Genomic DNA, 26207 nt, shown 5'->3' on the forward strand with positions numbered 1-26207 from the left:
TTTCTTCTCCAAATCCAGCTAATGCACACAAGTATACTGTATGAAATCACAGTATCAAGCTAATTTTATTATTTTATCTTCTCTATTATAGTTTTTAAAGAAAATACAATAGCTTGCAGCCTAACTTGCGCCCTATCACCATTAAATACTTGTTCAAACGTCCAGTGTTTACCGTTAATTTGCAGTCCAAACCACACGAGCCCTACCGGTTTGCCCTCAGTGGCACCACCTGGACCTGCAATTCCTGAAATAGCAATGCCAATATCAGCATTTGCTGCCTTACAGGCACCTGCAGCCATCTCAATGACTGTTTGTTCGCTTACTGCGCCAAATTGCTCGAGGGTAGCATGCTTCACATTGAGTAATTCTTGCTTGGCGTTATTGCTATAAGTAACAAATGCACGGTCAATATATGCTGAACTTCCGGGGGTATCGGTAAGCGAATAACTCACTCCACCACCAGTACATGATTCAGCGGTAGTGATCCATAAGCGTTTATCCGTTAAAATAGCGCCTAATTGCGCAGCAAGTGTCTTAATCTCTTGATGTAATTCCATATTCAGCCTTTGGGTAAATACATGTCGTTTGATCTTTATGCACCGCACACTATAAAACAACAAACCCCTATGATGCAGCAGTATCTAAAAATAAAATCAGAGCATCGCGATATTTTATTGTTTTATCGGATGGGGGATTTTTATGAACTCTTTTTTGATGACGCAAAACGCGCCGCGCAGTTGCTTGATATTTCACAAACACACCGTGGCAAAGCAGGGGGCGATCCTATTCCTATGGCGGGCGTGCCTTATCATGCGGTAGAAAACTACTTAGCCCGCTTAGTACAAATGGGCGAGTCGGTGGCTATTTGTGAACAAGTGGGTGACCCTGCCACCAGCAAAGGCCCTGTTGAGCGCAAAGTAGTCCGTATTGTAACCCCAGGAACTATTTCTGACGAAGCCTTACTACAAGAGCGCCAAGACAACTTACTAACCAGTGTTTGGCAAAATAAAAAAGGTCAATACGGTGTTGCGTATCTTGATATCAACTCAGGACGCTTCAATGTTGTTGAAGTAAACACTGATGAAGCATTTAGCTCAACCCTACAACGCTTAGCCCCTGCTGAATTACTATATAGTGAACACTTTGAAAACACTCATTTAATTGAACATATTAAGGGAGCACGTCGTCGCCCTGATTGGGAGTTTGATCTAGACACCGCACAACACTTACTGTGTGAGCAGTTTGGTACCAAAGATTTAGTTGGTTTTGGGGTCGATAAAGCACATAGCGCCTTGGTAGCGGCAGGCTGTTTAATGCAGTACGTAAAAGATACCCAGCGTATTGCATTACCACACATTCGCGCAATCACTCTTGAGCATAACGAACATGCGGTTATTTTGGATGCGCCAACTCGCAAAAACCTTGAACTTACCGTTAATCTATCAGGTGGCTTTGAAAATACCCTTGCTCAAGTGCTTGATAAAACAGCTACAGCTATGGGCTCACGATTACTGAAGCGCCGTATTCATACCCCTATTCGTAATAAAGACGAGTTAAATTCTCGTCTAAATGCCATTAGTGCTATTTTAGATGTACAATTATGCAGTGAGCTGCATGACGCTCTCAGAGATATTGGTGATATAGAACGTGTAATTGCTCGTTTGGCATTACATACCGCTCGCCCACGTGATTTAACACGGCTTCGCAGTGCACTTCAAGCATTAGCACCGCTGCATAGCTTATTAAACGATGCCACAGATGCGCGTATTTCTCATATTATTGCCCATTCTAAAGAGCTCCCCGAGCTTCAAGCCCTACTTGAGCGAGCAGTGATTGATAACCCACCAGTGTTAATTCGTGATGGCGGTGTTATTGCGCCAGGGTATAACAGCGAACTTGATGAGTGGCGTAATTTAAGCCAAGGTGCCACCGATGTGCTTGAACAGCTAGAGCAGCGCGAACGTGAACGCACGGGTATTAGTACACTTAAAATTGGTTATAACAGAGTGCATGGCTTTTTTATTGAAGTGAGCCGCGCTAACTCGCACTTAGTGCCTGCAGATTATATTCGTCGTCAAACGTTAAAAAATAACGAACGTTATATAATTCCAGAACTTAAAGAACATGAAGATAAAGTCCTCGGCAGCCAATCAAAAGCGCTGGCACTTGAAAAGCAGCTATACGAACAGTTATTTGAATTTATAGCGCCGCATATTGAGCAGCTACAAATAATGGCATCGGTAATTGCCGATTTAGATGTACTTAACAATTTAGCAGAGCGTGCCCAAACACTTAATTATGCCAAGCCTGAGCTTTGCGATAACGATAATATCAGCATCAAACAAGGCCGCCACCCTGTGGTTGAGCAAGTAATGAAAGACCCGTTTATTGCCAACCCTGTAGAACTCAATAGCCAGCGTAAAATGCTGATAATTACTGGCCCTAACATGGGCGGTAAATCTACCTACATGCGCCAAACAGCACTAATAGTACTCATGGCGCATATTGGCTGTTACGTTCCTGCCGATAGCGCTAAAATTGGTAATATCGATAGAATATTTACCCGCATTGGTGCCAGTGACGACTTAGCATCTGGGCGCTCTACTTTTATGGTTGAAATGACAGAAACTGCGGCAATTTTAAATAATGCCACCGCACAATCATTGGTATTAATGGATGAAATAGGCCGAGGAACCAGTACTTACGATGGTTTATCACTGGCATACGCGACAGCTGATCATCTAGCTTCAAAAATAGCAGCTAAAACTCTGTTCGCAACCCACTATTTTGAACTCACAGAGCTTGCAGAACAAACACCTGGGTTGGTTAATGTGCACCTAGATGCCATTGAACACAACGATACCATTGCCTTTATGCACACGGTATTAGATGGTGCTGCGAGTAAGAGTTTTGGTTTGCAAGTGGCAGCTCTGGCTGGCGTACCTAAAGCGGTTATTGCCCAAGCTAAACAAAAACTAAGCTTGCTTGAAAATCATCAAAGTGTCACAACAGTCACCACAGAGCAACAGGTTTTACCGTTTGATAGTGAACCGCAAATAATTCAGCCTAGTGAACTTGAGCAACAAATGACCGCAATAGATCCCGATAACCTATCACCGCGTCAAGCGCATGAACTGCTTTATAAATTAAAAGCACTGCTTTAAACGCAAACAGCCCGACTAAAGGGTCGGGCTGTATTTATTTTTTTGTGTGTTTAGATTAAGCGAACTGTTCAAATAAGCTTTCGGTACTTAATCCTTCTTGCTGCAAGATATCTTTTAAACGACGTAGCGCCTCAACCTGTATTTGGCGAACTCGCTCACGGGTTAACCCAATTTCACGGCCCACATCTTCAAGTGTTGAAGGCTCATAACCGAGTAAACCAAACCGGCGTGCCAGTACTTCGCGCTGCTTAGGGTTCAATTCACCTAACCAGTCAATAATATGCGTATTCATATCATTGTTTTGCACTTCACCTTCAGGACCGACATTTTTTTCGTCGGCAATCACATCTAACAACGCACTGTCATTTTCGCCACCAATAGGCATATCTACAGAAGCTATTTTTTCGTTTAGGCGAAGCATTTTTGTTACATCTTCGACCGGTCTGTCTAAGCTTTCTGCAATTTCTTCTGCGGTTGGCTCATGATCAAGCTTTTGAGTTAGCTCACGTGCTGTACGTAAATAAACGTTAAGCTCTTTAACAACATGAATAGGCAAACGAATTGTACGGGTTTGATTCATTATTGCCCGTTCAATGGTTTGGCGTATCCACCATGTGGCATAAGTAGAAAATCGAAAACCACGTTCAGGATCAAACTTTTCAACAGCTCGGATCAGCCCTAGATTACCTTCTTCAATTAAATCAAGTAGAGCAAGCCCACGATTGTTGTACCTACGCGCAATTTTCACAACTAAGCGTAAGTTACTTTCGATCATGCGTTTTCGGGAGGCTTCGCAGCCTTTAAGCGATTTTCGTGCAAAAAACACTTCTTCTTCTGCACTTAATAGAGGGGAAAAACCAATCTCGCCTAAGTATAATTGGGTGGCGTCGAGGTTTTTAGTGACTTCTTCTTTTACAAATACATCTTCATCTTCCACGTCATCAAGTAACTTCGTTGTCTCCTCTATTTTAGAGTCGTCAAACTTATCATCAGTGGGGGTTTTCTCAGCTTTTGCTACATCAGCCATAAGACTTCTCCTGAGCAAGCTATCAATAACTTTATGATTAAGGTCTGTAGTCGTTTTATTAGCTTTTGCTGTATTAGCCATGAGCCTTCTCCAGAACAGTCAATCAACACCTTCAGTTCAGGGTAGGTACTTAGCAGGGTTAACAGCTTTTCCTCGATAACGAATTTCAAAACGAAGTGCCGTTACTGAAGACTCTGAATTACCAATTTCTGCTATTTTTTGTCCCGCCTTCACTATTTGCTTTTCTTTCACAAGTAACGTTGAGTTATGTGCATAAGCACTTAGGTAATCATCATTATGTTTCAATATAATTAAATTACCGTAACCTCTAAGTGCACTACCCGCGTAAACTACTGTTCCTTTTGCAGCGGCGAGTACGGCAGTACCCTTTCTATTAGCAATCTGTAGGCCTTTATAACCATTTTCCTTGTTAGAAAAGCGTTTTGTTATTTTACCTTTAGCAGGCCAAAACCAACTCAACTTTTTAGTTGAAGAACCTTGAGACTGACTAATTTTTTGGTTAGCTTGTTTTTGAACATACCTACGTTTTTTCGGCTTATCAAGCTCTTTCTTTAATTTTCTGTTACTTTTTTGTAAATGGGATGGCTTTTTAACAGCTTTCTTTTTATACTTTTTTTGTGTAACCCTTGACCTACTTGGTTCTAAAAGGGATACAACCTGACCAGGAACAATAGTGTAAGGTGATGGAATTGAATTATTTTTTGCAAGTTCTCTGAAATCTTTTCCAGCACTAAAAGCAATCGAATAAAGTGTATCGCCTTTTTGTACCGTGTACTTACCACCGTTAATATTAATCCGTGAAGGATAGTCATTAATATTATTATTTAAACTACTTACAGGAGCGGGAACATGGCGAGACGAGCATGCACAAAGCAAAACACTAATAAATAAAGCAACATAACAGCGTATTTGTTTATTCAATGTGTTTTGCCCTCTGTTTTAATATCATTATATTATGGCGATTATCGCAACAATAGGTACGCAACAGCAATTAAAGCAACCACTGCCCAGCCAAGTACTTCAATATATTGGCGTAATTTTTGTTCCATTTTAACTCCGCCCCATTTCATTAAAGCAGATACTAAAAAGAAACGCGCGCCACGCCCAATACCTGAGGCAATAATAAAAGGTAAAAACGCCATTTGTAATACACCAGCGCCAATGGTAAATACTTTATAAGGAATAGGCGAAAACCCCGCTATAAATACCACCCAAACACCGTAATTTTTGAACCATGCAAGCGCCGTATTAAATTTATCTTGCCATTGCATTTGCGCAATAAAGGGCTCTACAACCGGTTCAAACAACCAAAATCCAAGTAAGTAACCCAGCACGCCGCCAAGCACAGAAGCAACCGTAGCAAAGCTTGCAAATCGCCATGCCTTACTTGGTTGCGCTAGCGACATCGGCGCTAACATTACATCGGGCGGGACCGGGAAAAAAACCGATTCGGCAAAGCTCATTCCTGCTAAATAACGTTCTGCGTGGCGGTGTTTAGCCCACACTAGCGCCATATCGTATAACTTGGTAAACAACTTCAAAATGAATTCCTATTCAATATCACCAGGGACTAAAGGTACAAATCTTACTGGCGCAATTACATGCTTTGTAAAGCTATCGCCTTGGCGAATAACCATGGTTAAATTTTGTTCTGCCTCACCAATAGGGGCCAGTAATACGCCTCCATCTGCAAGTTGTGCGAGTAACTCGGGGGGAATGGTGGTTGCCGCAGCGGTCACGATAATGCCATCAAATGGCGCTTGTGACTGCCAGCCTTGCCAACCATCGCCATGTTTCATGGTGACATTGTACAAATCGAGCTGGTGTAATCGGCGTTTAGCTTGCCATTGCAAAGCTTTAATACGCTCTACCGAATATACCTTATCAAAGGTTTTAGCTAAAACCGCAGTTTGATAGCCCGACCCGGTGCCTATTTCTAACACCTTATGTTGCACACCGGCTAATCGCATTAGCTCGGTCATGCGCGCAACAATATAAGGCTGAGAAATAGTTTGCCCTTGTCCAATAGGTAGCGCGGTATTTTGATACGCTTTGTGTTTGAGTACATCATCAATAAAAATATGCCGAGGAATTTGCGCTATTGCTTTTAAAACCTCTTTATCTTCTACGCCATCTCGCTGTAATAAGTCTGAAAGCGCTTGTGCACTGCGAGTATAATTAGCCAGCACGGTTAATCTCCAACTCGGCTAACCACTCTCCCACGGCTTTAATACTGTCTTTGGCGGTCATATCAACGCTTAACGGGGTCACTGATGCATAGCCATTATTAACCGCATAAAAGTCAGTACCTTCACCGGCGTCGCTTTCAAGCCCTAGCGATCCATACCAAAAAATATCGCGTCCCCATGGATCGGTTTGCTTGGTCATAGTTTCTGCTTTGTGACGAGCTCCTAAACGAGTTACCTGAACGCCTTTGAGCTCAGAGAGCGGAATATCGGGAACATTAATATTAATGATCTGATCTTTCGGCAACGGATGCGAGGCAAGTCCTTTAATAATGTTTACAGTAACGGCTGCCGCTGTTTCAAAATGCTCACCATGATGAGAGCACAAAGATACCGCAATTGCTGGTAAGCCTAAATGACGGCCTTCAGTCGCCGCAGCCACCGTTCCAGAGTAAAGTGTATCATCGCCTAAATTACCGCCATGATTAATACCAGCAACAACCAAATCGGGTTTTTCATCCACTAATTGATTAACACCTAAATGCACACAATCAGTGGGTGTACCGTTTACCGACATAAAGCCGTTGTCGAGCGTTGTGGCACGCAGCGGGTTCATTAACGTTAGTGAATTACTAGCACCACTACAATTTCTATCTGGAGCAACCAGCGTTACCTCAGCGATTTGTATTAATGCTTGATATAAAACAGCAATACCTTTGGCATTAACACCATCATCATTACTTAATAGAATCTTCATCTGCGGTATCCTTTTCTTTTCGCTCGCGTGGGCTGGCGTCAGTATAATTAACCAGTTCGCGCAGTAAAGCAGTTGCAAAACAGCCTTTGGATAAACCAAAGCTGAGTTTTAATGTGCGTTCATCAAGTGTTTCTATGCTTAGCTCTTGGGGTATTAAACGCAGCATTCTACGCTCGTTTTTAAGCCCTAAATCCCCTAAGCCATCACACCATGCTTGATACGGTGCCAACCATGTTTTTTCTTGTTCGGTTAAGCCTTTTTCACTTTTGCCCACCATGGGCGCCGACATCATAATATCGCCAGAGGCAAGCCGTGCAATATTTTCATCACTTATCGCATCTTCAAAAAATGCATTACTGCCACTTAGCATAAATACTTCGCGGTGCATGGTTTTAGCAAGGCCATGCTCAGCCACGCGTAAACTAACAATTTGATTAAACACATGTGAACGCGCAGCAGAAATAATAATGCCTCGCAGCTTTTTATCGCGAATACGCTCACCGGCAAACATTTTTTCGGCCATCACTAGGTTGTGCCCATCACGACCAAAGCGCTGTTCACCAAAATAATTAGGCACTCCTGCGCGTACCGCGTTTATACGGCATAAAATATCAAGCGGCTCGGTTACATTGCGTAAGGTAATAGTAAACCTATTTCCTTTATGGCAACCGGTGCGCAATTTTCGCTCATGGCGCTGCTCCGATAACACAAACACGCTTTCACTGTTCAGCTCAGTAAAATCAATATGCTTTTTAATCGGTACTTTTACGCTAAACCACTGCGAGCATACTCCATGGCGGTCTTTCATACCGGCATAGCTTACATCACGTGGCGATACACCCGCTTTTTGTGCAATCAGCTTGGCAACATATTGGGTGTTTTCACCCTTTTTAACCACTTGCAAACACACGTGTTCACCACTGCCGGTAAACTCTATACCGAGATCTTCATCAACCATAAAGTCTTCTGCGGTGGTTTTAAAGTCGGCTTTGGAAAGCGGCGCGCCATATAAATAATTTAATTCGCTCATGCGTTTTGTTTGCTCATAATGACCACGGCATGGCTTGAAATGCCTTCTTTACGCCCCTCAAAACCGAGTTTTTCGGTAGTGGTAGCTTTTACATTTACCTGTGAAAGCTCGGCATTTAAATCACTGGCAAGGTTGCCACGCATCGCTTGAATGTGCGGCAGCATTTTTGGTGCTTGTGCCACAATAGTGACATCCGCATTGCCCAATACATAACCTTGTTGCTTAGCAAGGTTCACTACATGGCGAAGTAAAATACGGCTATCAATATTTTCATATTCACTGGCCGTATCCGGAAAGTGCTTACCAATATCGCCCAGCGCTAATGATCCTAAAATAGCGTCACATAAGGCATGAATAGCTACATCACCATCTGAGTGTGCTAAAAAGCCTTGTGGATAATCAATTTTTTCGCCGCAGATAGTTAAAGGCCCTTGGCCTCCAAATTTATGCACGTCAAAACCATGGCCTATTCGTATCATTTTGCACTCTCATTATTTTGTTTTTGCAGTAAAAAGCCTGCTAAATCTAAATCTTCTGGGGTGGTGATTTTAATATTATCACTACGCCCTGCTACCAGCTTTACCGGCTTATTTGCCCACTCCATTGCACTGGCTTCATCAGTAATGGTTGCACCGCTGTCAAGCGCATTTTGCAATGCCGTTTTAAGCTCGTCGTATTTAAACAGTTGCGGGGTAAGCGCTTGCCATAAATCATCACGAGGCACTGTTTGCTGTGCATGGCTTTGCCCCCGTTTTATAGTGTCTTTTACTTTGCTGGCTAAAATGCCGCCTTCATTAGCCTGCATACACTGTGCTATCAAGCGCTCTATATCAGCAATATCCACTAAAGGTCTTGCTGCGTCGTGCACCAAAACCCAAGTAGGTGGGTTAGCGGCTAAAAATAATAAACTGTTTAACACTGAATCTGCGCGCTCTTTACCGCCAATAGCACGCACAATGCGAGGGTCAGCTAGCGTAAGGTCGTCAAAGTAGGGGTCGGTTTCGCTCAGTGCCACCACTACAGAATTTAACTGCGGTAACTGCGATAACTTAGCGAGCGTATGCTCTAAAATGGTTTTCCCTGCTAAGGAAATATATTGCTTTGGTGTTGTGTGTTGCATTCGACTGCCAACACCTGCGGCAGGAACAATAGCAGCAATAGTTTGTTTATTTGTCATGGTGTTGAGCCGGTAAAACACGAATAAAGGTTTCGTCCGGTTTAATCATTCCTAATTCGTTGCGGGCACGCTCTTCAATGCCTTCGTGGCCGAGCTTTAAATCTTCTATATCCGCTTTTAATACTTTATTACGCTTTATTAGTTTTTCGTTAGTTTGTTGATGCGATGCCACCGCATTTTTTAAACGGGTGTAGTCTTGCACCCCATTATGACCAAACCAAAGGCGATACTGGATAAAAAGTGCTAAGCACAACAAGCCAAATTGAAAAAATCGCATTAAACACTCCTTATTTTAATTTTTAATTATCTACTTATGCTAGCGGCCGCTTAACATTACGCCAATTAATATTGGCAGCTAGTAACATTTCCCGTAATGACAAAACCCGTGGTGTGCTGCGCTTTGAAAACTGCCACTGGTGGCCACAACACCCCGCTGCAAGGCTCGTTTTACTGGGTTTAAGCAATTGTGCACTTTGCTGCTCAAGTCCTTGGCCTAAAAAATCAAACCAGCCAAGTTCATTACAATGCAGTTGCGTATCAGCTACTTGATCAATGCTGTCTATTCTAACCCGAATTTGACCGTGATTTTGTAATAATACCGGAATTATCAGCCCTACTTTGGCATGCGCTTGATAAAAAAGTTCATTCGCTGAAAGATTAGCCTCTGGCGGTATTGGTTTTTGTTTTTCAAGCCAGCCTCCATTTTGCGCATCAAGCGTAAAAGGCAATGGTGCATTCGCTACACGTGTTGCGGCACGTTCAATATAATAAGGCAGGCTTTTTAATTGCCTGCGTAAACGGTCACCATTAGGTTCAGCCACTAAGCGCTGAACTTCACGCTGATAAAAAGCATTGCATAATTGTGCGTAAAGCACTTTTTGTGCATCAGTTTGCCACATTTCAACTTGCTGGCTTGTGTTAAACTGCTTATTTTTAGTAACCAATCGCTGTACTCAAAAAAACATTTTAATACTGTTTTATAACACAGTAATGCACAGTTTTTAAGCACTTGTAGTAATTTAAGCGCTTGGCTTTTCACCTAATTTTGCGATACCTGATTCTAAAAATTGCACCATAGTGCTGCGCTTTTTACCTATTAATAAGCTGCCATCAGCCAAAAACATAAAGTTTTGCCAGTTACGTTTAAACACATCAAATGTCGTTTCGATAATATTGTCGCGTGCCATGCAAAAATACACTGTGGTATTAGCCTGCCAATCTAAGTGGTTCAAAATAGCATCTGGAAATTGGGGTTCTTCGCTTTCCCACGCATCTTCCCAATTAATTTCTTGGCTAAAGTTTTGCTCTTGCGCGCACCAATCGGTTTTATCAAAAAAGTCTGGATGATCATGTTCGCGACTCACCATGGTTGTCCACAGTACGGCGGCACGCTCGCTGGTCATGGGTTTGATATTGGCTGCATCAATATCTGAAACCGGAATATCTTTGTGGCGAAATACCCAGGCTTTTTTGTAATCATCAAGAGAAATATAATTCATAGTATTGCTGTATTCTTTGGCATAATAAAAAGCGAAGGCAAATTATACAAGATAACAGACTATGACTACAGCACTAAAACTGGGTTTATATCAACACTACAAAGGCCCACAATATAAAGTTATGCATGTGGCGATCCACAGCGAAACCAACGAGCAGTTGGTTATTTACCAAGCCTTATACGGTGAATACGGCATATGGGCACGCCCACTAAGTATGTTTACTGAAACCGTAGAAAAAGACGGTAAAACTATCGCCCGTTTTGCCTACCTTGGTGAAGCCGATTAACTATGGCATTATAACGCATAATAATTACTGCTCAGACCAGATAAAGGATAACCCGTGCAATTTAATTCTACTGATAATTACATCGCAAGCTCAGCATTAAAACAGGCAGTAAATGCCGCTATTATGCTGCAAAAACCGCTTTTAATTAAAGGCGAGCCTGGCACAGGTAAAACCATGCTGGCTGAAGAGTTAGCGAAAAGTTTAGATACTGAGCTTATTCAGTGGCATATAAAATCAACCACTAAAGCGCAGCAAGGTTTGTACGAGTACGATGCGGTATCGCGTTTGCGCGACAGCCAGCTAGGTGATGAGCGCGTTCACAATATTAGCAACTACATAGTTAAAGGTAAGCTGTGGCAAGCCTTCATGTACGCTGAATTAAACGGCAAACGCCCAGTACTGCTTATTGACGAAATAGACAAAGCCGATATTGAGTTTCCAAACGATTTACTGCTCGAACTCGATAAAATGGAATTTCATGTATACGAAACCGGTGAGCGCATTGTGGCTAAAGAGCGCCCTATTGTGATCATCACATCAAACAATGAAAAAGAGCTGCCTGATGCGTTTTTACGTCGCTGTTTTTTCCATTATATTGATTTTCCAAATAGCGACGAAATGCAGCAAATTATTGATGTGCACTACCCGCATGTTAAACAAGATTTAGTTCGCCAAGCGCTAGAAGTATTTTTTAACTTACGCGAAGCCAATGGCCTTAAAAAGAAGCCATCCACCAGCGAGTTACTGGATTGGTTAAAACTATTAATGGCTGAAGATATAGACGCAAAAATCCTGCACGACAAAGCGCAAAAAGGCGGTTTAATGCCGATGTTTGGTGCGCTGCTTAAAAACGAGCAAGACATAAGCCTAATCGAAAAACTTGCGTTTATGAGCCGTCGCTAACATGTTGGTACAGTTTTTCTTCAAATTACGAGAATACCGCTTACCAGTGAGCCTAAGAGAGCTACTCGATTTAATTAACGCTTTAAAACAAGGCGTTATATTTGCTGATGTAGACGCGTTTTATCATTTAGCGCGCACTATTATGGTAAAGGACGAAACCCATTTTGACCGGTTCGATAAAGCCTTTAGCGATTACTTTAGCGGTATTGCCGACTTAGACCTGCTCGAGAGCTTAAAACAGCAACACAATTTACCTGAAGATTGGTTGCGTAAAGAGTTTGAAAAGCACCTAAGTGATGAAGAAAAAGCCCAACTAAAAGCCATGGGCGGGCTCGACGAGCTAATGAAAACCCTAAAAGAGCGCCTAGAAGAACAGCAAAAACGCCACGCTGGCGGCAATAAGTGGGTAGGTACAGGCGGCACCTCGCCTTTTGGTGCATACGGCTATAACCCTGAGGGTGTGCGTATTGGTCAAGACGGCAACCGTAATCGCCAAGCAGTAAAAGTGTGGGATAAGCGCGAATACAAAAACTTAGATTCCGACCGTGAAATTGGCTCTCGTACCATAAAGCTGGCACTTAAAAAACTACGCAAATTTGCTCGTACTGGCGCAAGTGACACCCTTGATTTAAACGAAACCATACGCGCGACCGCCAAACAAGGCGGCATGCTCGATGTAAAAATGGCCCCCGAGCGCCACAACGCGGTAAAAGTATTGATGTTGTTTGATATTGGCGGTTCAATGGATGACTACATTCATACCTGTGAGGAGTTATTTAGCGCCGCCCACAGCGAGTTTAAACATTTAGAGTTTTACTACTTCCATAACTGTTTATACGAACACGTGTGGCAAGATAACCAACGCCGCCACTCAAACGTTATTGATACCATGACGCTGATCAACAAGTTTACCAGCGACTACAAAGTTATATTTGTCGGTGATGCCACTATGGGCCCATATGAAATTGCCTACCCTGGCGGCTCAGTAGAGCATTGGAATGAAGAACCCGGCAGTGCATGGTTGGCACGAATCACTAACCACTTTGATAAAGTCGCGTGGCTCAACCCACAACCCGTTGAACACTGGCCGTATTATCAATCAATTGACTTTATAAAGCAGCTAATGAACAACCGCATGTATGCGCTGAGTTTAGATGGGATAAGTAGAGCTATAAAAGAGCTGAGTTAACAGTGCTATAGGCAGTTATTTTTACATAGGTAAGGTTGAGCATAGTAAAATCTAAAAGCCCATTAAAAGTAGTTTCTGTTAATCGCAAGAACATATTCTACCACTGCAGAGTTGGAACGCGCGTTGATACAAGGTTAAAAAATAAAGAAAAAACAGCAAATTGCCATTGCTAAAAGTTAGCAATATTATTCATGTAAAAAAATTTAGTTTTTTGATTTCCTTATAATGAGTGGCTTTTTGCTAAATAGTCATATATACAAAACGCATCGATGTTAGGAGTTTAACAGTTCATGAAGAATGGAAAATTATTTACAATAATGGTACTTCTTATCTTCTATATGAAACAACGAGTAGAGTTTAGTTGTATAGGCAGTCCGCCATGAATCTTATTTTAGATTTTACATTGGCATTGGCATTTACTTAATATCAGAGTCACTCGGTGAGCCAATAGCCAAGCCAATACCGATACCAATCGCGATACCACCCGGTATACTAAAAGGTAAAAAGTCGAAAAATATACTACCTACAAAACCGATAATTGAACCGATAATTGCTCCTACAATCATATAAGGAGCCATTGCGCTTAGTGAGCTTGTATGTTCTTCATACTTTGCCATTTTAATACTCCCCTTAAAGTCATAATGTTAAAGCCACAACCTAACTACTAAATCATTTATTAATTGCCAATAGGACTACTCACAGTTAAGCAGGCATTCGCAGGTTTTCAAACTATTTCAAAACTTGATTGTCATAACAACATGCCAGTCGTCCACTTTTTGTCATAAATAGACGGTGGCAATACTTGTATAAGATCGCTTACCTGATTCAACCAGCTTTAGCACACACCTAATTTATTGCTTAAAATAACCTTCGGTTGTTTTTCTCACTAAGGTTCAATTTGAATAACATATGTTGCTCGCTAATGACTATGGGTGCTCTGCAGTATGTCGATAGTTAACCCTCTTGACGAAGAACTATAGAGGTAATTTACCCCGAACCTCGAACCTCGAACCTCGAATATAAAATCACATCAACTTCCACACTACAAACGCCACAGCAAAACCAACCAAGTACACCAAGCCTAACCAGGTTAAGCTACGCAAAAGTAGGCTGTGCTTAATAGCTGATTCTGAGCGCACTAGGCTGAAGTTAAGCCATGCAAAAACCGGTGTGGTTACAAACGCAAGCGTCATGGCAAAGGTAAGCATGGGCCCAAGAGCTGATTTAAAAAATAAGATCACCGCCATACCGGCCAATGCTTGTAATATAAGCCACGTATTTAAGCTGTGTTTTGATTGCTTAAAACCAAGAAGTTTATGCGATTCGTTAAGTGTGCGGGCGTAACCGTCAAGCACGGTGAGTGTGGTGCCAAACATACACAAAAACGCGATGGCAGATACCAAAGGCCTTGCCCACTCGCCAATAGTAAGTGCATACATATCAATCAGCTGTTTAGCAAAGGCTACACCGCCAAGCTCTATATTACTGCTTTGCCCATATTGCACTAACGCACCTAAACTAAAAAATACCAGCGCAAGCCCGGCGGTTAACCAATAACCTACATTAAAGTCGAATAAGCCTTGGCTTTTAGTCACACTTTGCTGAGCTTGTTTTTCTTTAAGCCACAACGAGCTCAGAGCCGAAATTTCAATAGGCGCTGGCATCCAGCCCATTAAGGCAACCATAAAGCCTAACATGGCAAGTTCATATGGTGAGGGGCCAACATAGTTTACAGGAGCTACAGGGCCGTTATTTATAGCAATAACTAATGCGGTTATGGTTGCTATAGTAAGTAGCCCCATAATAGCTTTTGCAACGTTATCGAGCGCTTTAAAGTGCCCTAGTAATAATATAATTAAACATGCAGCCAATATTAACCAGCACAATAAGGTAACAGGAATACTAATAGGTAATGCGTAGTGTAATAAGCTCGCAGTAAGCAACAATACGCCCGCGGTATTTACCACAGCGGCAATAATATTGAGGGCAATAAAACTGTAAAAATAGCCAGGCCCTTGGCTTTTATACCCTTCGACTAAACTATTTTTAGTAGCGAGTGTGTACTCCATACCAAAACGAAAAAACGGGTACTTTAAAACGTTAACCACCACAATAAGCCAAAATAGCTGCCAGCCAAATAATGCGCCAGCTTGGGTCGATGCAACTAAGTGTGAGCCACCAATGGCAGCGGTGGCCATTAAAATACCCGGGCCGAGCGCCCCTAACCGAGACTTCCATGTGCTTTGTGTGTACTGCATTAACTTCTCAAATTTGGTGTGTTATGTGCTTTTATTATTAATTTTTATCATTAATAAACTGTGTGAGTGCATAACTTACCTAATTTACAGGCAATAAAAAAGAGCCCTTAGGCTCTTTTTAAAAATAACACATTGTTAGTTATTAATTTAAATCCATCTCTTGGATGATTTCGTGTGCTATTTCAGGTGTGGTACTTACAGGCTTTTCATGTAAGTTCGCTTTTATTTGCCCTTTACGATGCTTTAGTGCAGCATCGAGTTTTTTAGCTGCGCTAGAAATGGCTGGGTACATAACCTCGTTTTCCCCTTTAACTGATATTCGCGCACCTTCATAATTTGTACTAATTTCTGCTTGGAACTTGTGATGCTCTTTTGAAAGAATAATATCGAGCGCTATCAATGATGGAAAATGACTCTCAATTTTAGAAAACTTTTCGTTAATGTGTTCTTTAATAGAATCAGTAACGTCAACATGGTGACCAGAAAGATTAATTTTCATAGGGTATCCTTTTTTATGTTACCTCACAGTTAGTATTGGGGGCTAAACGAATTAACACAAGAGAAAATAGCTAAATTTAGCAATTATTTATTACCCCACCTGATTTAGATCATTCATTTAGCATTAAGTATGCAAAAAGCCGCGTGATAGCGGCCTTTCAGAGGTGCTGATAATTTAACCATTTATGTAATTAATCTGTGTATGAACAGCAATAATCAGCAAAATCACTTACTTTTACATGGAAGCTGACATTAGCATCAACATTAAATGACTCACCCGCATTAAATGTTTTCCACTCGCTTTCACCTGGTAATAACACATCCCACTGCCCTGCTAACAACTCCATACACTCTTTTTGGTTAGTATTAAACTCAAATTCACCGGGTTGCATAAAACCCAAGGTTTTCGCTTCACCATTTCCTAAAAGCACAGTTCGGCTTGATACTTTGCCATCAAAATATACATTGGCTTTTTTAACCACACTAACGTTATCGAACTTTGGCATGTTAACTCCTGTTATTAATTTATAATTTTGTTACCTCCACAGTGCCTGATACACAAAAACCTTGCAAGTTAAGTGCTGTGAAAATTACTCATTTAGAAGCCAAAAGATTAAAAATGAACGACTTTATAGAGAGATATGCTTCGAGCAACGGGCTGCGAGTTTCGAACAGATCTTTTAGTAATTTATGCATAAAGAGGGCGATGAGACGCTGCGCTTTAGAGAGGTGATAAAAGTACAACTCATAAAAAAGCCCGCCCTGCTATACACAGGACGGGCTTTTAAATGTTAAAGCAGTCGCTTAAAACAATGCGTTTGCTTTATTAACGATGTTTTCTACGGTGAAGCCGAAGAATTCAAATAGCTCGTTAGCTGGTGCCGACTCACCAAAGGTGGTCATACCGACTACGGCGCCATTTAGACCTACGTACTTGTACCAGTAATCAGCAATACCCGCTTCAATCGCTACGCGACGTGAAACGCTTGCTGGTAATACGCTTTCTTTGTACTCAGGCGATTGATCTTCAAACGCATCAGTACACGGCATAGATACAACACGTACCTTTTTACCCTGCGCACGTAGCTCTTTAGCAGAGTCTTGCGCTAGTTGTACTTCAGAGCCGGTAGCAATAAGAATAAGCTCTGGGTTGCCGTCACAACTTAGGATGTAACCACCCTTTTTAACGTCGCTTAATTGCTGTGCATCACGTGCTTGTTGCTCTAAGCCTTGGCGAGTAAAGATTAATGATGTAGGGCCGTCTTTACGTTCAATAGCTTGTTGCCATGCAATTGCCGACTCAACTTGGTCACATGGGCGCCAGTTGTAAAGGTTAGGCGTTAAACGCATGCTGGCAATTTGCTCTACTGGTTGGTGAGTTGGACCATCTTCACCTAAACCAATTGAATCGTGCGTGTATACAAAAATGCTTGGTTGCTTCATTAATGCAGCCATACGAACCGCGTTACGTGCGTATTCCATAAACATTAAGAACGTTGCACCGTAAGGGATAAAGCCTTTATGAAGTGCAATACCATTCATAATTGCCGACATACCAAACTCACGCACACCGTAGTAAACGTAGTTACCACTTGCATCGTCTGCCGTTAAGCCTTTAGAGCCATCCCAAATTGTTAAGTTTGAACCTGCTAAATCGGCAGAGCCACCCATAAACTCAGGTAGTAACGGACCAAACGCGTTTAATGCATTTTGCGATGCTTTACGTGATGCTGGGTTTGCTGGGTTTGCTTGTAACTGCTCAATATACGCTTGTGACTTTTCAGCCCAATCAGCAGGTAAATCTGAATTTGTACGGCGTTTGTATTCTGCTGCTAGCTCTGGGAATGCTTGCTCGTATGCGGCAAATTTTTCGTCCCAGCTTGCTTCAAGCTGTTGGCCTTTTTCTTTGTTATCCCACTGTGCATAAATGTCAGCAGGGATTTCAAATGCATCACCCGTCCAACCTAAGAACTCGCGAGATGCTTTAATTTCGTCATCACCTAATGGTGCGCCATGACAGTCGTGGCTACCTGATTTATTAGGTGAGCCATATCCAATTACTGTTTTACAACAAATTAGCGTTGGTTTGTCAGTCACGCTTTTTGCTTCGCTAATTGCAGCACTTACAGCATCGCTATCGTGGCCATCAACGTCGCTAATTACATGCCAGCCGTATGCTTTAAAACGTGCTGGTGTGTCATCGCTAAACCAGCCTTCAACTTCACCGTCGATTGAAATGCCGTTGTCATCCCAAAATGCCACTAACTTGCCTAGGCCTAATGTGCCAGCAAGCGAACAGGCTTCATGAGAAATACCTTCCATTAAACAACCATCACCCATAAATGCGTAAGTGTGGTGATCAACAATGTCATGGCCTTCACGGTTAAATTGAGCGGCTAATGCTTTTTCAGCAATTGCCATACCTACGGCATTTGTGATCCCTTGACCTAATGGACCCGTAGTAGTCTCGATTCCTGGTGCATATCCATATTCTGGGTGGCCTGGCGTTTTAGAGTGCATTTGGCGGAAGTTTTTAATTTCGTCCAGTGGTAAATCATAACCACTTAAATGCAGTAGAGAATAAATTAGCATTGAACCGTGACCATTTGAGAGTATAAATCGATCTCGGTCAGCCCACTCTGGATTTGTTGGGTTATGTTTTAGATAATCGCGCCATAATACTTCTGCGATATCAGCCATGCCCATAGGGGCTCCAGGGTGACCAGATTTGGCCTTTTGTACTGCGTCCATTGACAAGACGCGAATAGCATTTGCAAGTTCTTTGCGAGATGGCATGAATTCTCCTACCTTTATATGTATTTGCGCGGGTATTTATATACCTCCATTCTTACTTATTGTAGGGGCTGTGTGCAATTAAAAACCCATAAAAATAGGACATTATGAATATTTTTTAAGAACCATTTACTATTATATATTTTATTTAGACGTCTAGGCGTAAAAAAACTATGCAAGTTCGCTTGTTTTAGATAAAATACGCGCCTTAATTTTTTAGCGCTAATACCGACGTTTGTGAAGCGCAATATTTGTGAGCATAATTACAATGGCAAAACATTTATTTACTTCTGAATCTGTTTCTGAAGGTCATCCGGATAAAATCGCCGATCAAATTTCTGATGCGGTACTTGATGCTATCCTAGAGCAAGACTCTCATGCCCGTGTAGCGTGTGAAACTTACGTTAAAACCGGTATGGTTATGGTTGGTGGTGAAATCACGACTAGCGCATGGGTTGATATCGAAGAAATTACACGTAAAACAGTACGTGAAATTGGTTACACACACTCAGATATGGGCTTTGATGCCGATTCGTGTGCAATTTTAAACACTATTGGTAAACAGTCTCCAGACATTAACCAAGGTGTTGACCGTACAAGCCCTGAAGAGCAAGGCGCTGGCGACCAAGGCTTAATGTTTGGTTACGCATGTAACGAAACTGAAGTATTAATGCCTGCTCCAATTACTTATTCTCACCGTTTAGTACAGCGCCAAGCTGAGGTTCGTAAAAGCGGCGAGCTTAACTGGTTACGTCCAGATGCAAAATCACAAGTTACATTTGCATACGAAAATGGCAAGCCAGTAGGTATTGATGCCGTTGTACTTTCTACTCAGCACAGCGAAGATGTATCACAAAATGACTTAGTAGAAGCGGTAATGGAAACAATTATTAAGCCAGTACTTCCTGCTGAGCTTATTACTAGCGCAACTAAGTTTTTCATTAACCCAACAGGTCGTTTTGTTATTGGTGGCCCAATGGGTGACTGTGGTTTAACTGGTCGTAAAATCATTGTAGATACATACGGTGGTATGGCTCGTCACGGTGGTGGTGCTTTCTCTGGTAAAGATCCATCAAAAGTTGACCGCTCAGCGGCTTATGCTGCACGTTACGTTGCTAAAAACATTGTTGCTGCAGGCCTTGCTGATAAGTGTGAACTTCAAGTGTCTTACGCTATTGGTGTTGCAGAGCCTACTTCTATCAGTGTTGAAACATTTGGCACAGGTAAATTAGAAGAAGCGCGTTTAATTGAACTTATTCGTGAACACTTTGACTTACGCCCTTACGGTCTAATTCAAATGCTTGACCTTGAGCGCCCTATTTATCTTCCAACAGCGGCTTATGGCCACTTTGGTCGTGACGAATTCCCATGGGAACGCACAGATAAAGCAGACGCACTTCGCGCAGCAGCTGGTCTATAAGCCACTTAGCTAATATTAAACGGCCCTTTTTAGGGCCGTTTTGCTATGTGTACTAAGTTAGTCGTAAAACAGTCTCGAACTGTTTAACATTTTAGGTATATACTCTGCTTATACAATAAAGCGTATTAGGGATAAAAAATGGCCGACAATTTTCGTGTTATATTTGTAGGACTTGCAGAAGGTGCAGACAGCCAAGCAGTGACCACTGCACTGACAGAAAAGCTGAAAACCTCGCCAGAAAAAGTGGCTGCTTTTTTTGATGGCAAACCGTTATTTGCCCCTTGCCCCAAAGATAAAGCACTCAAGCAAGCTAAGTTACTTTCAACGCTGGGGATTAAAAGCAAACTTCAGCAAGCTGCGGCTACACAAACGGCACCTCAAACAGCTTACGACAGCCAGCGAGATCAGCGCTTATTTGACGCCCTAGATTACATTACCAGTAGCCTAATTCGCCTTGAAGAAAAACTAGAAGATATTGAGCAACGCCTCCCTGAAGTTGAATTATCATTACCTGATGAAAATAATGAAGTATGGGAAGATGACGATTTAATGCTTGATGAGCCTCTCTCTACTGAGCCCAAAAAACGCGGCAACCTTGTTTTATATTCGCTGATTTCTACAGCCGTAATATTGCTTATTGTACTTGCTATGTACTTATTATTTCCTAATTTATTCTCTTTTTAATTACGGTTAAGTTATTTAATGAGTAATAATCGCGCACAAATAAGACACGATATTCGTAAAGCACGTAATAACCTATCAAAAAACCAGCAAGAATTAGCCGCCGAATCGCTTAAAGTGAATTTTATTCAACATTTAAAAAGCATAAATTCGGCCAAAAAAAGTCATATCGCGCTTTATTTAAGTAATGATGGCGAATTAGATACCTCATTGTTAATTAATGAATTATGGAACACTGACCAGGCTATTTACTTGCCAGTAATTCATCCATTTAATGGGGCTAATTTACTATTTCAACGCTATGAAAAAAACTCACCCATGAGAGCAAATCGCTATGGTATCTTGGAGCCTAAGTTGAACTGCTCTCAAATATGCCCCTTACCTGAGCTTGATTACGTTTTAATGCCATTAGTGGCATTTGATAAATTTGGTAATCGCCTTGGAATGGGAGGTGGGTTTTACGATAGAACATTGGCACGTTTATACGAACAACACTGGCAACAACCGCAACTTATTGGCCTCGCACATGCGTGCCAACAAGTCGATGAGTTACCGATTGAATCGTGGGATGTACCACTAAAAACGATCATAACACCCGATAAAACCTACTGTTGGTAACAACTAATCTTGTAAACTAACAGCCTATTTTGACACCAATGAGCAGACAACAATGACACAAGATGAATTAAAAAAAGCAGCTGCGTGGGCTGCACTCGAGTTTGTAAAAGAAAACACCATAGTAGGTGTAGGTACAGGCTCAACCGTTAATCACTTTATTGATGCCCTAGGCACAGTTAAAGACACCATCGTTGGTGCAGTATCAAGTTCAGAAGCATCTACAGCGCGCTTAAAAGAGCTTGGCATAGAAGTGTTTGAGCTTAACGATGTAGCAGCACTTGATGTATACGTTGATGGCGCAGATGAAATTAACGCCTTAAATGAAATGATCAAAGGCGGCGGTGCGGCGCTTACCCGCGAAAAAATAGTGGCAGCTGTAGCAAAACAGTTTGTATGCATTGTTGATGATACAAAACTAGTCGATACCTTAGGAGACTTCCCACTGCCGGTTGAAGTTATTCCGATGGCGCGCAGCTATGTTGCCCGCGAATTATTAAAACTTGGCGGTGATCCTGTGTATCGCCATGGTGTTTTAACCGATAACGGCAACGTTATTTTAGACGTACATAATTTAAAAATTACCCATGCTAAACAGCTTGAAACACAAATAAATCAAATTGTTGGCGTAGTCACCAACGGCCTATTTGCAGAGCGCGGTGCTGATAAAGTAATTATCGGCACTAAAAATGGGCCACAAATTAAATAGGATATGGTTATGAGTAAGGTATCGTTAGCAAAAGACAAAATTAAAATTCTCTTGCTTGAAGGTGTTCACCAAAGCGCTGTTGAAACGCTAAAACGTAACGGTTATAGCAATATCGACTACGTTAAAACATCGTTGCCAGAGGACGAACTTATAGAGCGCATTAAAGATGTGCACTTTGTAGGGCTTCGTTCTCGTACTCATATTAACGAATCTGTATTAAACGCAGCTGAAAAGCTAGTTGCTGTAGGTTGTTTTTGTATTGGCACAAACCAAGTAGATTTAAACGCAGCGCGTGAGCGCGGTATTGCGGTTTTTAATGCACCGTTTTCAAATACTCGCTCTGTGGCTGAGCTTGTACTTGGTGAAATATTGCTGTTATTACGTGGTATTCCACAGCGTAATGCCGCTGCCCATCGTGGCGGCTGGTTAAAAACAGCTAATGGCTCGTTTGAAGCACGCGGCAAAACCTTAGGTATTATTGGTTACGGCCACATTGGTACTCAGCTGGGTATTATGGCTGAAAATATTGGTATGAACGTGGAGTATTACGACATTGAAGACAAACTATCTTTAGGTAATGCTACACAAGTACATAACTTAACGCAGCTGTTGCAACGCGCTGATATTATTAGCTTACATGTTCCAGAGACACCGCAAACTAAAAACTTGATTGGAACAGCAGAGCTTGCCGTGATGAAGCAAGGCGCTATTTTAATTAATGCTTCTCGCGGTACTGTGGTTGACATTGATGCCCTAGCTGAAGCACTAACAGAGAAGAAGCTTAGCGGTGCAGCCATTGATGTATTCCCAGTTGAGCCTAAATCAAACGATGAAGAGTTTATTTCGCCACTACGTGAATTCGACAACGTTATTTTAACGCCGCACATTGGGGGTTCTACTCAAGAAGCACAAGAGAATATTGGTATTGAAGTAGCAGGTAAACTCGCTAAGTACTCAGATAATGGCTCAACTATTACAGCAGTTAACTTCCCTGAAGTATCATTGCCAGAACTTGCTAACCGTAGTCGCTTGTTACACGTGCACCACAACCGCCCTGGCGTGTTAACGCAAATTAACCAAGCGTTTGCTCAGCACGGTATTAATATTGCCGCACAGTACTTACAAACGGACGAAGCAATTGGTTACGTGGTTATTGACGTAGACACCGTTCAATCTGAAGTAGCACTAAAAGAACTTAGTGCAGTTGAAGGCACAATTAGAGCCCGTATTCTTCACTAAGTAATCAGCTATCAGCTATCAGCTATCAGCTATCAGCTAAAATAATAAAAGCCGTACTTGAGTAATCAAGTACGGCTTTTTTACATTAAACTGGAAGCTGGCAACTTATTCTATTATTTGCCTTTTACTTCTAAATTTATAAATTTAACCAGCTCTTCGGGTTGCCCTGCTAACATCATTAGCTGCTGATTTACTTCCATCATGGTTTTACCTTCAGGCAGTTTAGCTGAGACGCTAAGCGAATTTAGACCTTTAGCAAAGTCAGTTAATGCTTGCGCTATTTTTTCGGTTACCGGCGCTTGCTGTAACTGTTGAGCTAGCATCATTTGCATCTGCTCTAGTGTCATACCTTGTTTGGCTAATTCACTTTCTAGCAAAGTACTTAACTCACCTTGGTTATCGAGCATTACACTCATAGTGCGTGGCTCTAACTTGCTCATTGCTTGCATAATAAGTGTTTGCTGTTGCAACTCTTGCTCATAAGTAAGCGGTGTATCACCTGCTGTTTGCTGAGCTTTGCTTATTTCAAGCGAAGCATCCATAAGCGCTTTAGAATTAGCCAGACCCATATTCATATCAATGCTGGCAATATCGTTGGCGTGCAGTTTAACAACTATATCGCTGTTACCTGATTGCTCATCGTAATCTAATGATGAGTGTAAATCATAGCTGGCCGAGGCAAGTTGTGCATTAGTATCTGCAGGCAGTGTAGCGACAAAGCTTTTATCAAATTGGAAGTTCTTCAGTGTAAAAGCAGTATGTGGCGATATTTTATCGGTTTCGTAACCTGTCACTTCCACATGCTCAACTGTGGCAATATTTTCACCCTCAGGGCTGGTCACTTCTATATTACTAATGGCAACACTATTTGAAATAACACTCGCCGATAGCTCTGCATAGTTAAAGCTGGCACCTGTTTGTTCGCTAACCAAAGCCAACTGCTTATCAACCTCAGCGCGTACCTCTTGGGTTGCTACATAGTTTGCATAGCTTACGCCACCCACACCTGCAGCAATAATCGCGGCTGCAATCACTAATTTTTTCATGTTATTTCCTTATTAAACTCTTTACATAAGTGGCTTTAAACAAGACTAACATTGAGAACATAAGTCGTTAAGCACTTTTTGTTTGCTAATTAATTAAACTAAGTAGCTCGTGCACGGTTTTAACCGGCGTTATTTTGGCACCCAGCCCTTCCATTGATTTATGGTAGTTACGAAATGGGATAAATATTTCAGTAAACCCATGTTGCGCCGCTTCTTTAACACGGGGCACACCACTGTCGATTGGGCGTACATCACCATTTAAACTTAACTCCCCCATAATACAGGTGGTTCGTGGAACAACAAATTCGTTTAAACTACTCAAAAGTGCAGTAACAAGCGCTAAGTCAATACAGGTTTCTGATTCATCAATTTTTAAACCACCGACAATATTAAAAAACGTATCGTGGAATATTTTTGTTTTGGTGTGCTTACGTAAAATACCGGTGAGCATTTTGATCCGGTTCATATTTAAACCAACACATACTCGCTGTGGAAACTCTGCTTCGGTTTCAGTGGTTAAACACTGAATTTCGAGTAATAAATTACGATTTCCTTTACGGATACAGGTAATTGTCGACCCCGGTGATTCAGTGGTTGAGCCCGATAAGAAAATTTCACTGGGGTTATCCACACTGAGCATACCGCGTTCACACATTTTAAAAATGCCGACGGTGTCTATATCACCAAAGCGATTTTTATTAGCGCGCAGGGTGCGCACTTGACCATCGTTGGTATCAATATGTAACAGTGCATCAACTATGTGTACTAAGGTTTGCGGGCCGGCTATTTCATTATTCTTATTTACGTGAGCAATAATAAACATAGTCACGTCGTTTTGCTTACAATATTGAGTTAATGCCTGAGCTGCACTTTTTACCTGAGAAGGTGAACCTGGGCTGCCATTAGCGGTATCGGTGACAACAGCTTGAATAGAGTCGATAACGGCAAACTTAATTTTGTTTTTATCCAGCTCTTCAATAATGGTTTCAACACTGGTTTCTGACAGTAAATAGAGTTCATCTTCGTTGTAATTTAGTTTTAACCGATTAACCCTGTTTTTAAACTGCGATAGAGACTCCTCCGCAGTACAGTAAAGTGATGGCATACGCTGAGACATTCTTGCCACCAAATCAGATAGTAGTGTTGTTTTACCCGCCCCCGGATCGCCAGAAATAATATTAACCGAGCCGGTGGTTACACCGCCGCTTAGCACACGGTCAAGTTCGCCAATTTCAGTAAGCTGCTTTTCAGCCTCAGCGGTTGCTACATCATTAATTTTTTTAGAACCACCGCCAATGCCACCGGCATAACCACCTACACTGGCACGAGCAGCTACCTTTTTGTTTTGCCCTGCAGAGGGTTTAAACTCTGCTAAAGTGTTCCATGCGCCACAGCGACACTGGCCTTGCCAACGTTGATAGTTCATGCCACATTCTGTACAAACAAACTCTACTTTTGCCGCTTTAGCCATTTAAAACCTTACCTACTATTCTTTATTTTGAAATACACAGTGTTAAGCGCTTATTTTGCCATTGCTGGCTCTACCTTAGCAACAACGTCTTGTGGATCAGCGCATTTAGTATCACCAAATACGCTATACTAATGTAGTTTCACTTAACCTACTTTAGGGCATGTTTCTTGCTTTAAAAAACTAATTAACCCTTGCCAATTAATTGGCTATTAGAAAATAACAATAAATAACCTGAACT

Annotated in this window: 28 protein-coding genes; 9 read left to right on the forward strand and 19 right to left on the reverse strand. The window is 41.8% G+C overall.

What is annotated here, in order from left to right; translation table 11 throughout:
- Positions 1-68: 68 nt before the first annotated feature.
- Positions 69-557, reverse strand: a complete 489-nt coding sequence (locus CWB75_RS12810) for a CinA family protein (RefSeq protein WP_138570852.1) — start codon at positions 555-557, stop codon at positions 69-71.
- A 21-nt stretch (positions 558-578) separates the two neighbouring features.
- On the opposite strand from CWB75_RS12810, the gene mutS reads away from it, so the two are divergent.
- On the forward strand, positions 579-3164 hold the full coding sequence (gene mutS / locus CWB75_RS12815) for a DNA mismatch repair protein MutS (protein WP_138570853.1): 2586 nt from the start codon (positions 579-581) through the stop codon (positions 3162-3164).
- Positions 3165-3219: 55 nt separating this feature from the next.
- Here mutS and rpoS read toward each other — a convergent pair whose 3' ends face one another.
- From rpoS to CWB75_RS12870, 11 genes are all read right to left on the reverse strand, one after another.
- Positions 3220-4191, reverse strand: a complete 972-nt coding sequence (gene rpoS, locus CWB75_RS12820; protein ID WP_054201960.1) for an RNA polymerase sigma factor RpoS — start codon at positions 4189-4191, stop codon at positions 3220-3222.
- Between the two features lie 117 nt (positions 4192-4308).
- Complete coding sequence (locus CWB75_RS12825; protein WP_138570854.1) at positions 4309-5133, reverse strand: peptidoglycan DD-metalloendopeptidase family protein; 825 nt, start codon at positions 5131-5133, stop codon at positions 4309-4311.
- 41 nt (positions 5134-5174) lie between these two features.
- Positions 5175-5753 carry a YqaA family protein gene (locus tag CWB75_RS12830; RefSeq protein ID WP_109874227.1) on the reverse strand — a complete coding sequence of 193 codons (579 nt, stop codon included), beginning with the start codon at positions 5751-5753 and terminating at the stop codon, positions 5175-5177.
- A 9-nt stretch (positions 5754-5762) separates the two neighbouring features.
- Positions 5763-6401: a protein-L-isoaspartate(D-aspartate) O-methyltransferase gene (locus CWB75_RS12835; RefSeq protein WP_138570855.1), complete on the reverse strand. Its 639-nt coding sequence runs from the start codon at positions 6399-6401 to the stop codon at positions 5763-5765.
- Positions 6391-7155, reverse strand: coding sequence for a 5'/3'-nucleotidase SurE (surE, locus tag CWB75_RS12840; protein ID WP_054201786.1), 765 nt, complete (start codon positions 7153-7155; stop codon positions 6391-6393). Before surE ends, CWB75_RS12835 begins: the two co-directional genes overlap by 11 nt.
- On the reverse strand, positions 7136-8185 hold the full coding sequence (gene truD, locus CWB75_RS12845; protein WP_138570856.1) for a tRNA pseudouridine(13) synthase TruD: 1050 nt from the start codon (positions 8183-8185) through the stop codon (positions 7136-7138). Before truD ends, surE begins: the two co-directional genes overlap by 20 nt.
- Positions 8182-8664, reverse strand: a complete 483-nt coding sequence (gene ispF / locus CWB75_RS12850) for a 2-C-methyl-D-erythritol 2,4-cyclodiphosphate synthase (protein ID WP_008464226.1) — start codon at positions 8662-8664, stop codon at positions 8182-8184. The genes truD and ispF overlap by 4 nt, the downstream gene beginning before the upstream one ends.
- Positions 8661-9362, reverse strand: a complete 702-nt coding sequence (gene ispD, locus CWB75_RS12855; RefSeq protein WP_138570857.1) for a 2-C-methyl-D-erythritol 4-phosphate cytidylyltransferase — start codon at positions 9360-9362, stop codon at positions 8661-8663. The genes ispF and ispD overlap by 4 nt, the downstream gene beginning before the upstream one ends.
- A complete protein-coding gene (gene ftsB / locus CWB75_RS12860; protein WP_008110330.1) occupies positions 9352-9639 on the reverse strand; it encodes a cell division protein FtsB in 288 nt (95 codons plus the stop codon). Before ftsB ends, ispD begins: the two co-directional genes overlap by 11 nt.
- Before the next feature lie 34 nt (positions 9640-9673).
- Positions 9674-10306: a hypothetical protein gene (locus tag CWB75_RS12865; RefSeq protein WP_138570858.1), complete on the reverse strand. Its 633-nt coding sequence runs from the start codon at positions 10304-10306 to the stop codon at positions 9674-9676.
- Between the two features lie 75 nt (positions 10307-10381).
- Complete coding sequence (locus CWB75_RS12870; RefSeq protein ID WP_008464232.1) at positions 10382-10861, reverse strand: DUF2947 domain-containing protein; 480 nt, start codon at positions 10859-10861, stop codon at positions 10382-10384.
- Positions 10862-10922: 61 nt separating this feature from the next.
- On the opposite strand from CWB75_RS12870, the gene CWB75_RS12875 reads away from it, so the two are divergent.
- From CWB75_RS12875 to CWB75_RS12885, 3 genes are read left to right on the forward strand one after another with little or no spacing between them, the layout of a single operon-like run.
- Complete coding sequence (locus CWB75_RS12875) at positions 10923-11147, forward strand: DUF1653 domain-containing protein (protein ID WP_138570859.1); 225 nt, start codon at positions 10923-10925, stop codon at positions 11145-11147.
- A gap of 54 nt (positions 11148-11201) precedes the next feature.
- Complete coding sequence (locus tag CWB75_RS12880) at positions 11202-12050, forward strand: AAA family ATPase (RefSeq protein WP_054201792.1); 849 nt, start codon at positions 11202-11204, stop codon at positions 12048-12050.
- Position 12051: 1 nt separating this feature from the next.
- Entirely contained in the window at positions 12052-13239 is a 1188-nt protein-coding gene (locus CWB75_RS12885; protein ID WP_138570860.1) for a vWA domain-containing protein, read from the forward strand.
- A gap of 416 nt (positions 13240-13655) precedes the next feature.
- Here the strand turns inward: CWB75_RS12885 and CWB75_RS12890 are convergent, their stop codons facing one another.
- The 5 genes from CWB75_RS12890 to tkt all read right to left on the reverse strand — a co-directional run bounded on the left by CWB75_RS12890 (position 13656) and on the right by tkt (position 18791).
- Positions 13656-13856, reverse strand: coding sequence for a hypothetical protein (locus tag CWB75_RS12890; protein WP_138570861.1), 201 nt, complete (start codon positions 13854-13856; stop codon positions 13656-13658).
- Positions 13857-14264: 408 nt separating this feature from the next.
- Positions 14265-15497 carry an NRAMP family divalent metal transporter gene (locus CWB75_RS12895; protein ID WP_138570862.1) on the reverse strand — a complete coding sequence of 411 codons (1233 nt, stop codon included), beginning with the start codon at positions 15495-15497 and terminating at the stop codon, positions 14265-14267.
- A gap of 142 nt (positions 15498-15639) precedes the next feature.
- Positions 15640-15996 (reverse strand): ribosome hibernation-promoting factor, HPF/YfiA family, encoded by a 357-nt coding sequence (gene hpf, locus CWB75_RS12900; RefSeq protein ID WP_008110321.1) that lies wholly within the window; start codon positions 15994-15996, stop codon positions 15640-15642.
- 190 nt (positions 15997-16186) lie between these two features.
- Positions 16187-16501, reverse strand: a complete 315-nt coding sequence (ppnP, locus tag CWB75_RS12905; protein WP_010387728.1) for a pyrimidine/purine nucleoside phosphorylase — start codon at positions 16499-16501, stop codon at positions 16187-16189.
- 298 nt (positions 16502-16799) lie between these two features.
- A complete protein-coding gene (gene tkt / locus CWB75_RS12910) occupies positions 16800-18791 on the reverse strand; it encodes a transketolase (protein ID WP_010387727.1) in 1992 nt (663 codons plus the stop codon).
- A gap of 265 nt (positions 18792-19056) precedes the next feature.
- Between tkt and metK the strand changes: the two genes are divergently transcribed.
- The 5 genes from metK to serA all read left to right on the forward strand — a co-directional run bounded on the left by metK (position 19057) and on the right by serA (position 23452).
- Entirely contained in the window at positions 19057-20208 is a 1152-nt protein-coding gene (metK, locus tag CWB75_RS12915) for a methionine adenosyltransferase (RefSeq protein ID WP_008110316.1), read from the forward strand.
- A 138-nt stretch (positions 20209-20346) separates the two neighbouring features.
- Positions 20347-20892 carry a hypothetical protein gene (locus CWB75_RS12920; RefSeq protein WP_075169738.1) on the forward strand — a complete coding sequence of 182 codons (546 nt, stop codon included), beginning with the start codon at positions 20347-20349 and terminating at the stop codon, positions 20890-20892.
- Positions 20893-20910: 18 nt separating this feature from the next.
- Positions 20911-21507: a 5-formyltetrahydrofolate cyclo-ligase gene (locus tag CWB75_RS12925; RefSeq protein ID WP_138570863.1), complete on the forward strand. Its 597-nt coding sequence runs from the start codon at positions 20911-20913 to the stop codon at positions 21505-21507.
- 52 nt (positions 21508-21559) lie between these two features.
- Positions 21560-22213, forward strand: coding sequence for a ribose-5-phosphate isomerase RpiA (gene rpiA, locus CWB75_RS12930; RefSeq protein WP_054201803.1), 654 nt, complete (start codon positions 21560-21562; stop codon positions 22211-22213).
- Positions 22214-22222: 9 nt separating this feature from the next.
- Positions 22223-23452: a phosphoglycerate dehydrogenase gene (gene serA / locus CWB75_RS12935; RefSeq protein ID WP_010387720.1), complete on the forward strand. Its 1230-nt coding sequence runs from the start codon at positions 22223-22225 to the stop codon at positions 23450-23452.
- 113 nt (positions 23453-23565) lie between these two features.
- On the opposite strand, the gene CWB75_RS12940 is transcribed toward serA, so the two are convergent.
- Positions 23566-24498, reverse strand: coding sequence for an aq_1923 C-terminal domain (locus CWB75_RS12940; protein ID WP_138570864.1), 933 nt, complete (start codon positions 24496-24498; stop codon positions 23566-23568).
- A gap of 85 nt (positions 24499-24583) precedes the next feature.
- Positions 24584-25969: a DNA repair protein RadA gene (gene radA / locus CWB75_RS12945; protein WP_008110304.1), complete on the reverse strand. Its 1386-nt coding sequence runs from the start codon at positions 25967-25969 to the stop codon at positions 24584-24586.
- Between the last annotated feature and the right edge of the window lie 238 nt (positions 25970-26207).

This window comes from Pseudoalteromonas sp. S1608 (assembly GCF_005887265.1).
GTDB classification, from domain to species: domain Bacteria; phylum Pseudomonadota; class Gammaproteobacteria; order Enterobacterales; family Alteromonadaceae; genus Pseudoalteromonas; species Pseudoalteromonas undina.

Bases quoted from the DNA above. Each gene is read 5' to 3' on its own strand.
- CWB75_RS12810 (WP_138570852.1), bottom strand. From the start codon at position 557: ATGGAATTACATCAAGAGATTAAGACACTTGCTGCGCAATTAGGCGCT.
- mutS (WP_138570853.1), top strand. From the start codon at position 579: ATGTCGTTTGATCTTTATGCACCGCACACTATAAAACAACAAACCCCT.
- rpoS (WP_054201960.1), bottom strand. From the start codon at position 4,191: ATGGCTGATGTAGCAAAAGCTGAGAAAACCCCCACTGATGATAAGTTT.
- surE (WP_054201786.1), bottom strand. From the start codon at position 7,155: ATGAAGATTCTATTAAGTAATGATGATGGTGTTAATGCCAAAGGTATT.
- truD (WP_138570856.1), bottom strand. From the start codon at position 8,185: ATGAGCGAATTAAATTATTTATATGGCGCGCCGCTTTCCAAAGCCGAC.
- ispF (WP_008464226.1), bottom strand. From the start codon at position 8,664: ATGATACGAATAGGCCATGGTTTTGACGTGCATAAATTTGGAGGCCAA.
- ispD (WP_138570857.1), bottom strand. From the start codon at position 9,362: ATGACAAATAAACAAACTATTGCTGCTATTGTTCCTGCCGCAGGTGTT.
- ftsB (WP_008110330.1), bottom strand. From the start codon at position 9,639: ATGCGATTTTTTCAATTTGGCTTGTTGTGCTTAGCACTTTTTATCCAG.
- CWB75_RS12870 (WP_008464232.1), bottom strand. From the start codon at position 10,861: ATGAATTATATTTCTCTTGATGATTACAAAAAAGCCTGGGTATTTCGC.
- CWB75_RS12875 (WP_138570859.1), top strand. From the start codon at position 10,923: ATGACTACAGCACTAAAACTGGGTTTATATCAACACTACAAAGGCCCA.
- CWB75_RS12885 (WP_138570860.1), top strand. From the start codon at position 12,052: ATGTTGGTACAGTTTTTCTTCAAATTACGAGAATACCGCTTACCAGTG.
- CWB75_RS12890 (WP_138570861.1), bottom strand. From the start codon at position 13,856: ATGGCAAAGTATGAAGAACATACAAGCTCACTAAGCGCAATGGCTCCT.
- CWB75_RS12895 (WP_138570862.1), bottom strand. From the start codon at position 15,497: ATGCAGTACACACAAAGCACATGGAAGTCTCGGTTAGGGGCGCTCGGC.
- hpf (WP_008110321.1), bottom strand. From the start codon at position 15,996: ATGAAAATTAATCTTTCTGGTCACCATGTTGACGTTACTGATTCTATT.
- ppnP (WP_010387728.1), bottom strand. From the start codon at position 16,501: ATGCCAAAGTTCGATAACGTTAGTGTGGTTAAAAAAGCCAATGTATAT.
- tkt (WP_010387727.1), bottom strand. From the start codon at position 18,791: ATGCCATCTCGCAAAGAACTTGCAAATGCTATTCGCGTCTTGTCAATG.
- metK (WP_008110316.1), top strand. From the start codon at position 19,057: ATGGCAAAACATTTATTTACTTCTGAATCTGTTTCTGAAGGTCATCCG.
- CWB75_RS12920 (WP_075169738.1), top strand. From the start codon at position 20,347: ATGGCCGACAATTTTCGTGTTATATTTGTAGGACTTGCAGAAGGTGCA.
- CWB75_RS12925 (WP_138570863.1), top strand. From the start codon at position 20,911: ATGAGTAATAATCGCGCACAAATAAGACACGATATTCGTAAAGCACGT.
- rpiA (WP_054201803.1), top strand. From the start codon at position 21,560: ATGACACAAGATGAATTAAAAAAAGCAGCTGCGTGGGCTGCACTCGAG.
- serA (WP_010387720.1), top strand. From the start codon at position 22,223: ATGAGTAAGGTATCGTTAGCAAAAGACAAAATTAAAATTCTCTTGCTT.
- CWB75_RS12940 (WP_138570864.1), bottom strand. From the start codon at position 24,498: ATGAAAAAATTAGTGATTGCAGCCGCGATTATTGCTGCAGGTGTGGGT.
- radA (WP_008110304.1), bottom strand. From the start codon at position 25,969: ATGGCTAAAGCGGCAAAAGTAGAGTTTGTTTGTACAGAATGTGGCATG.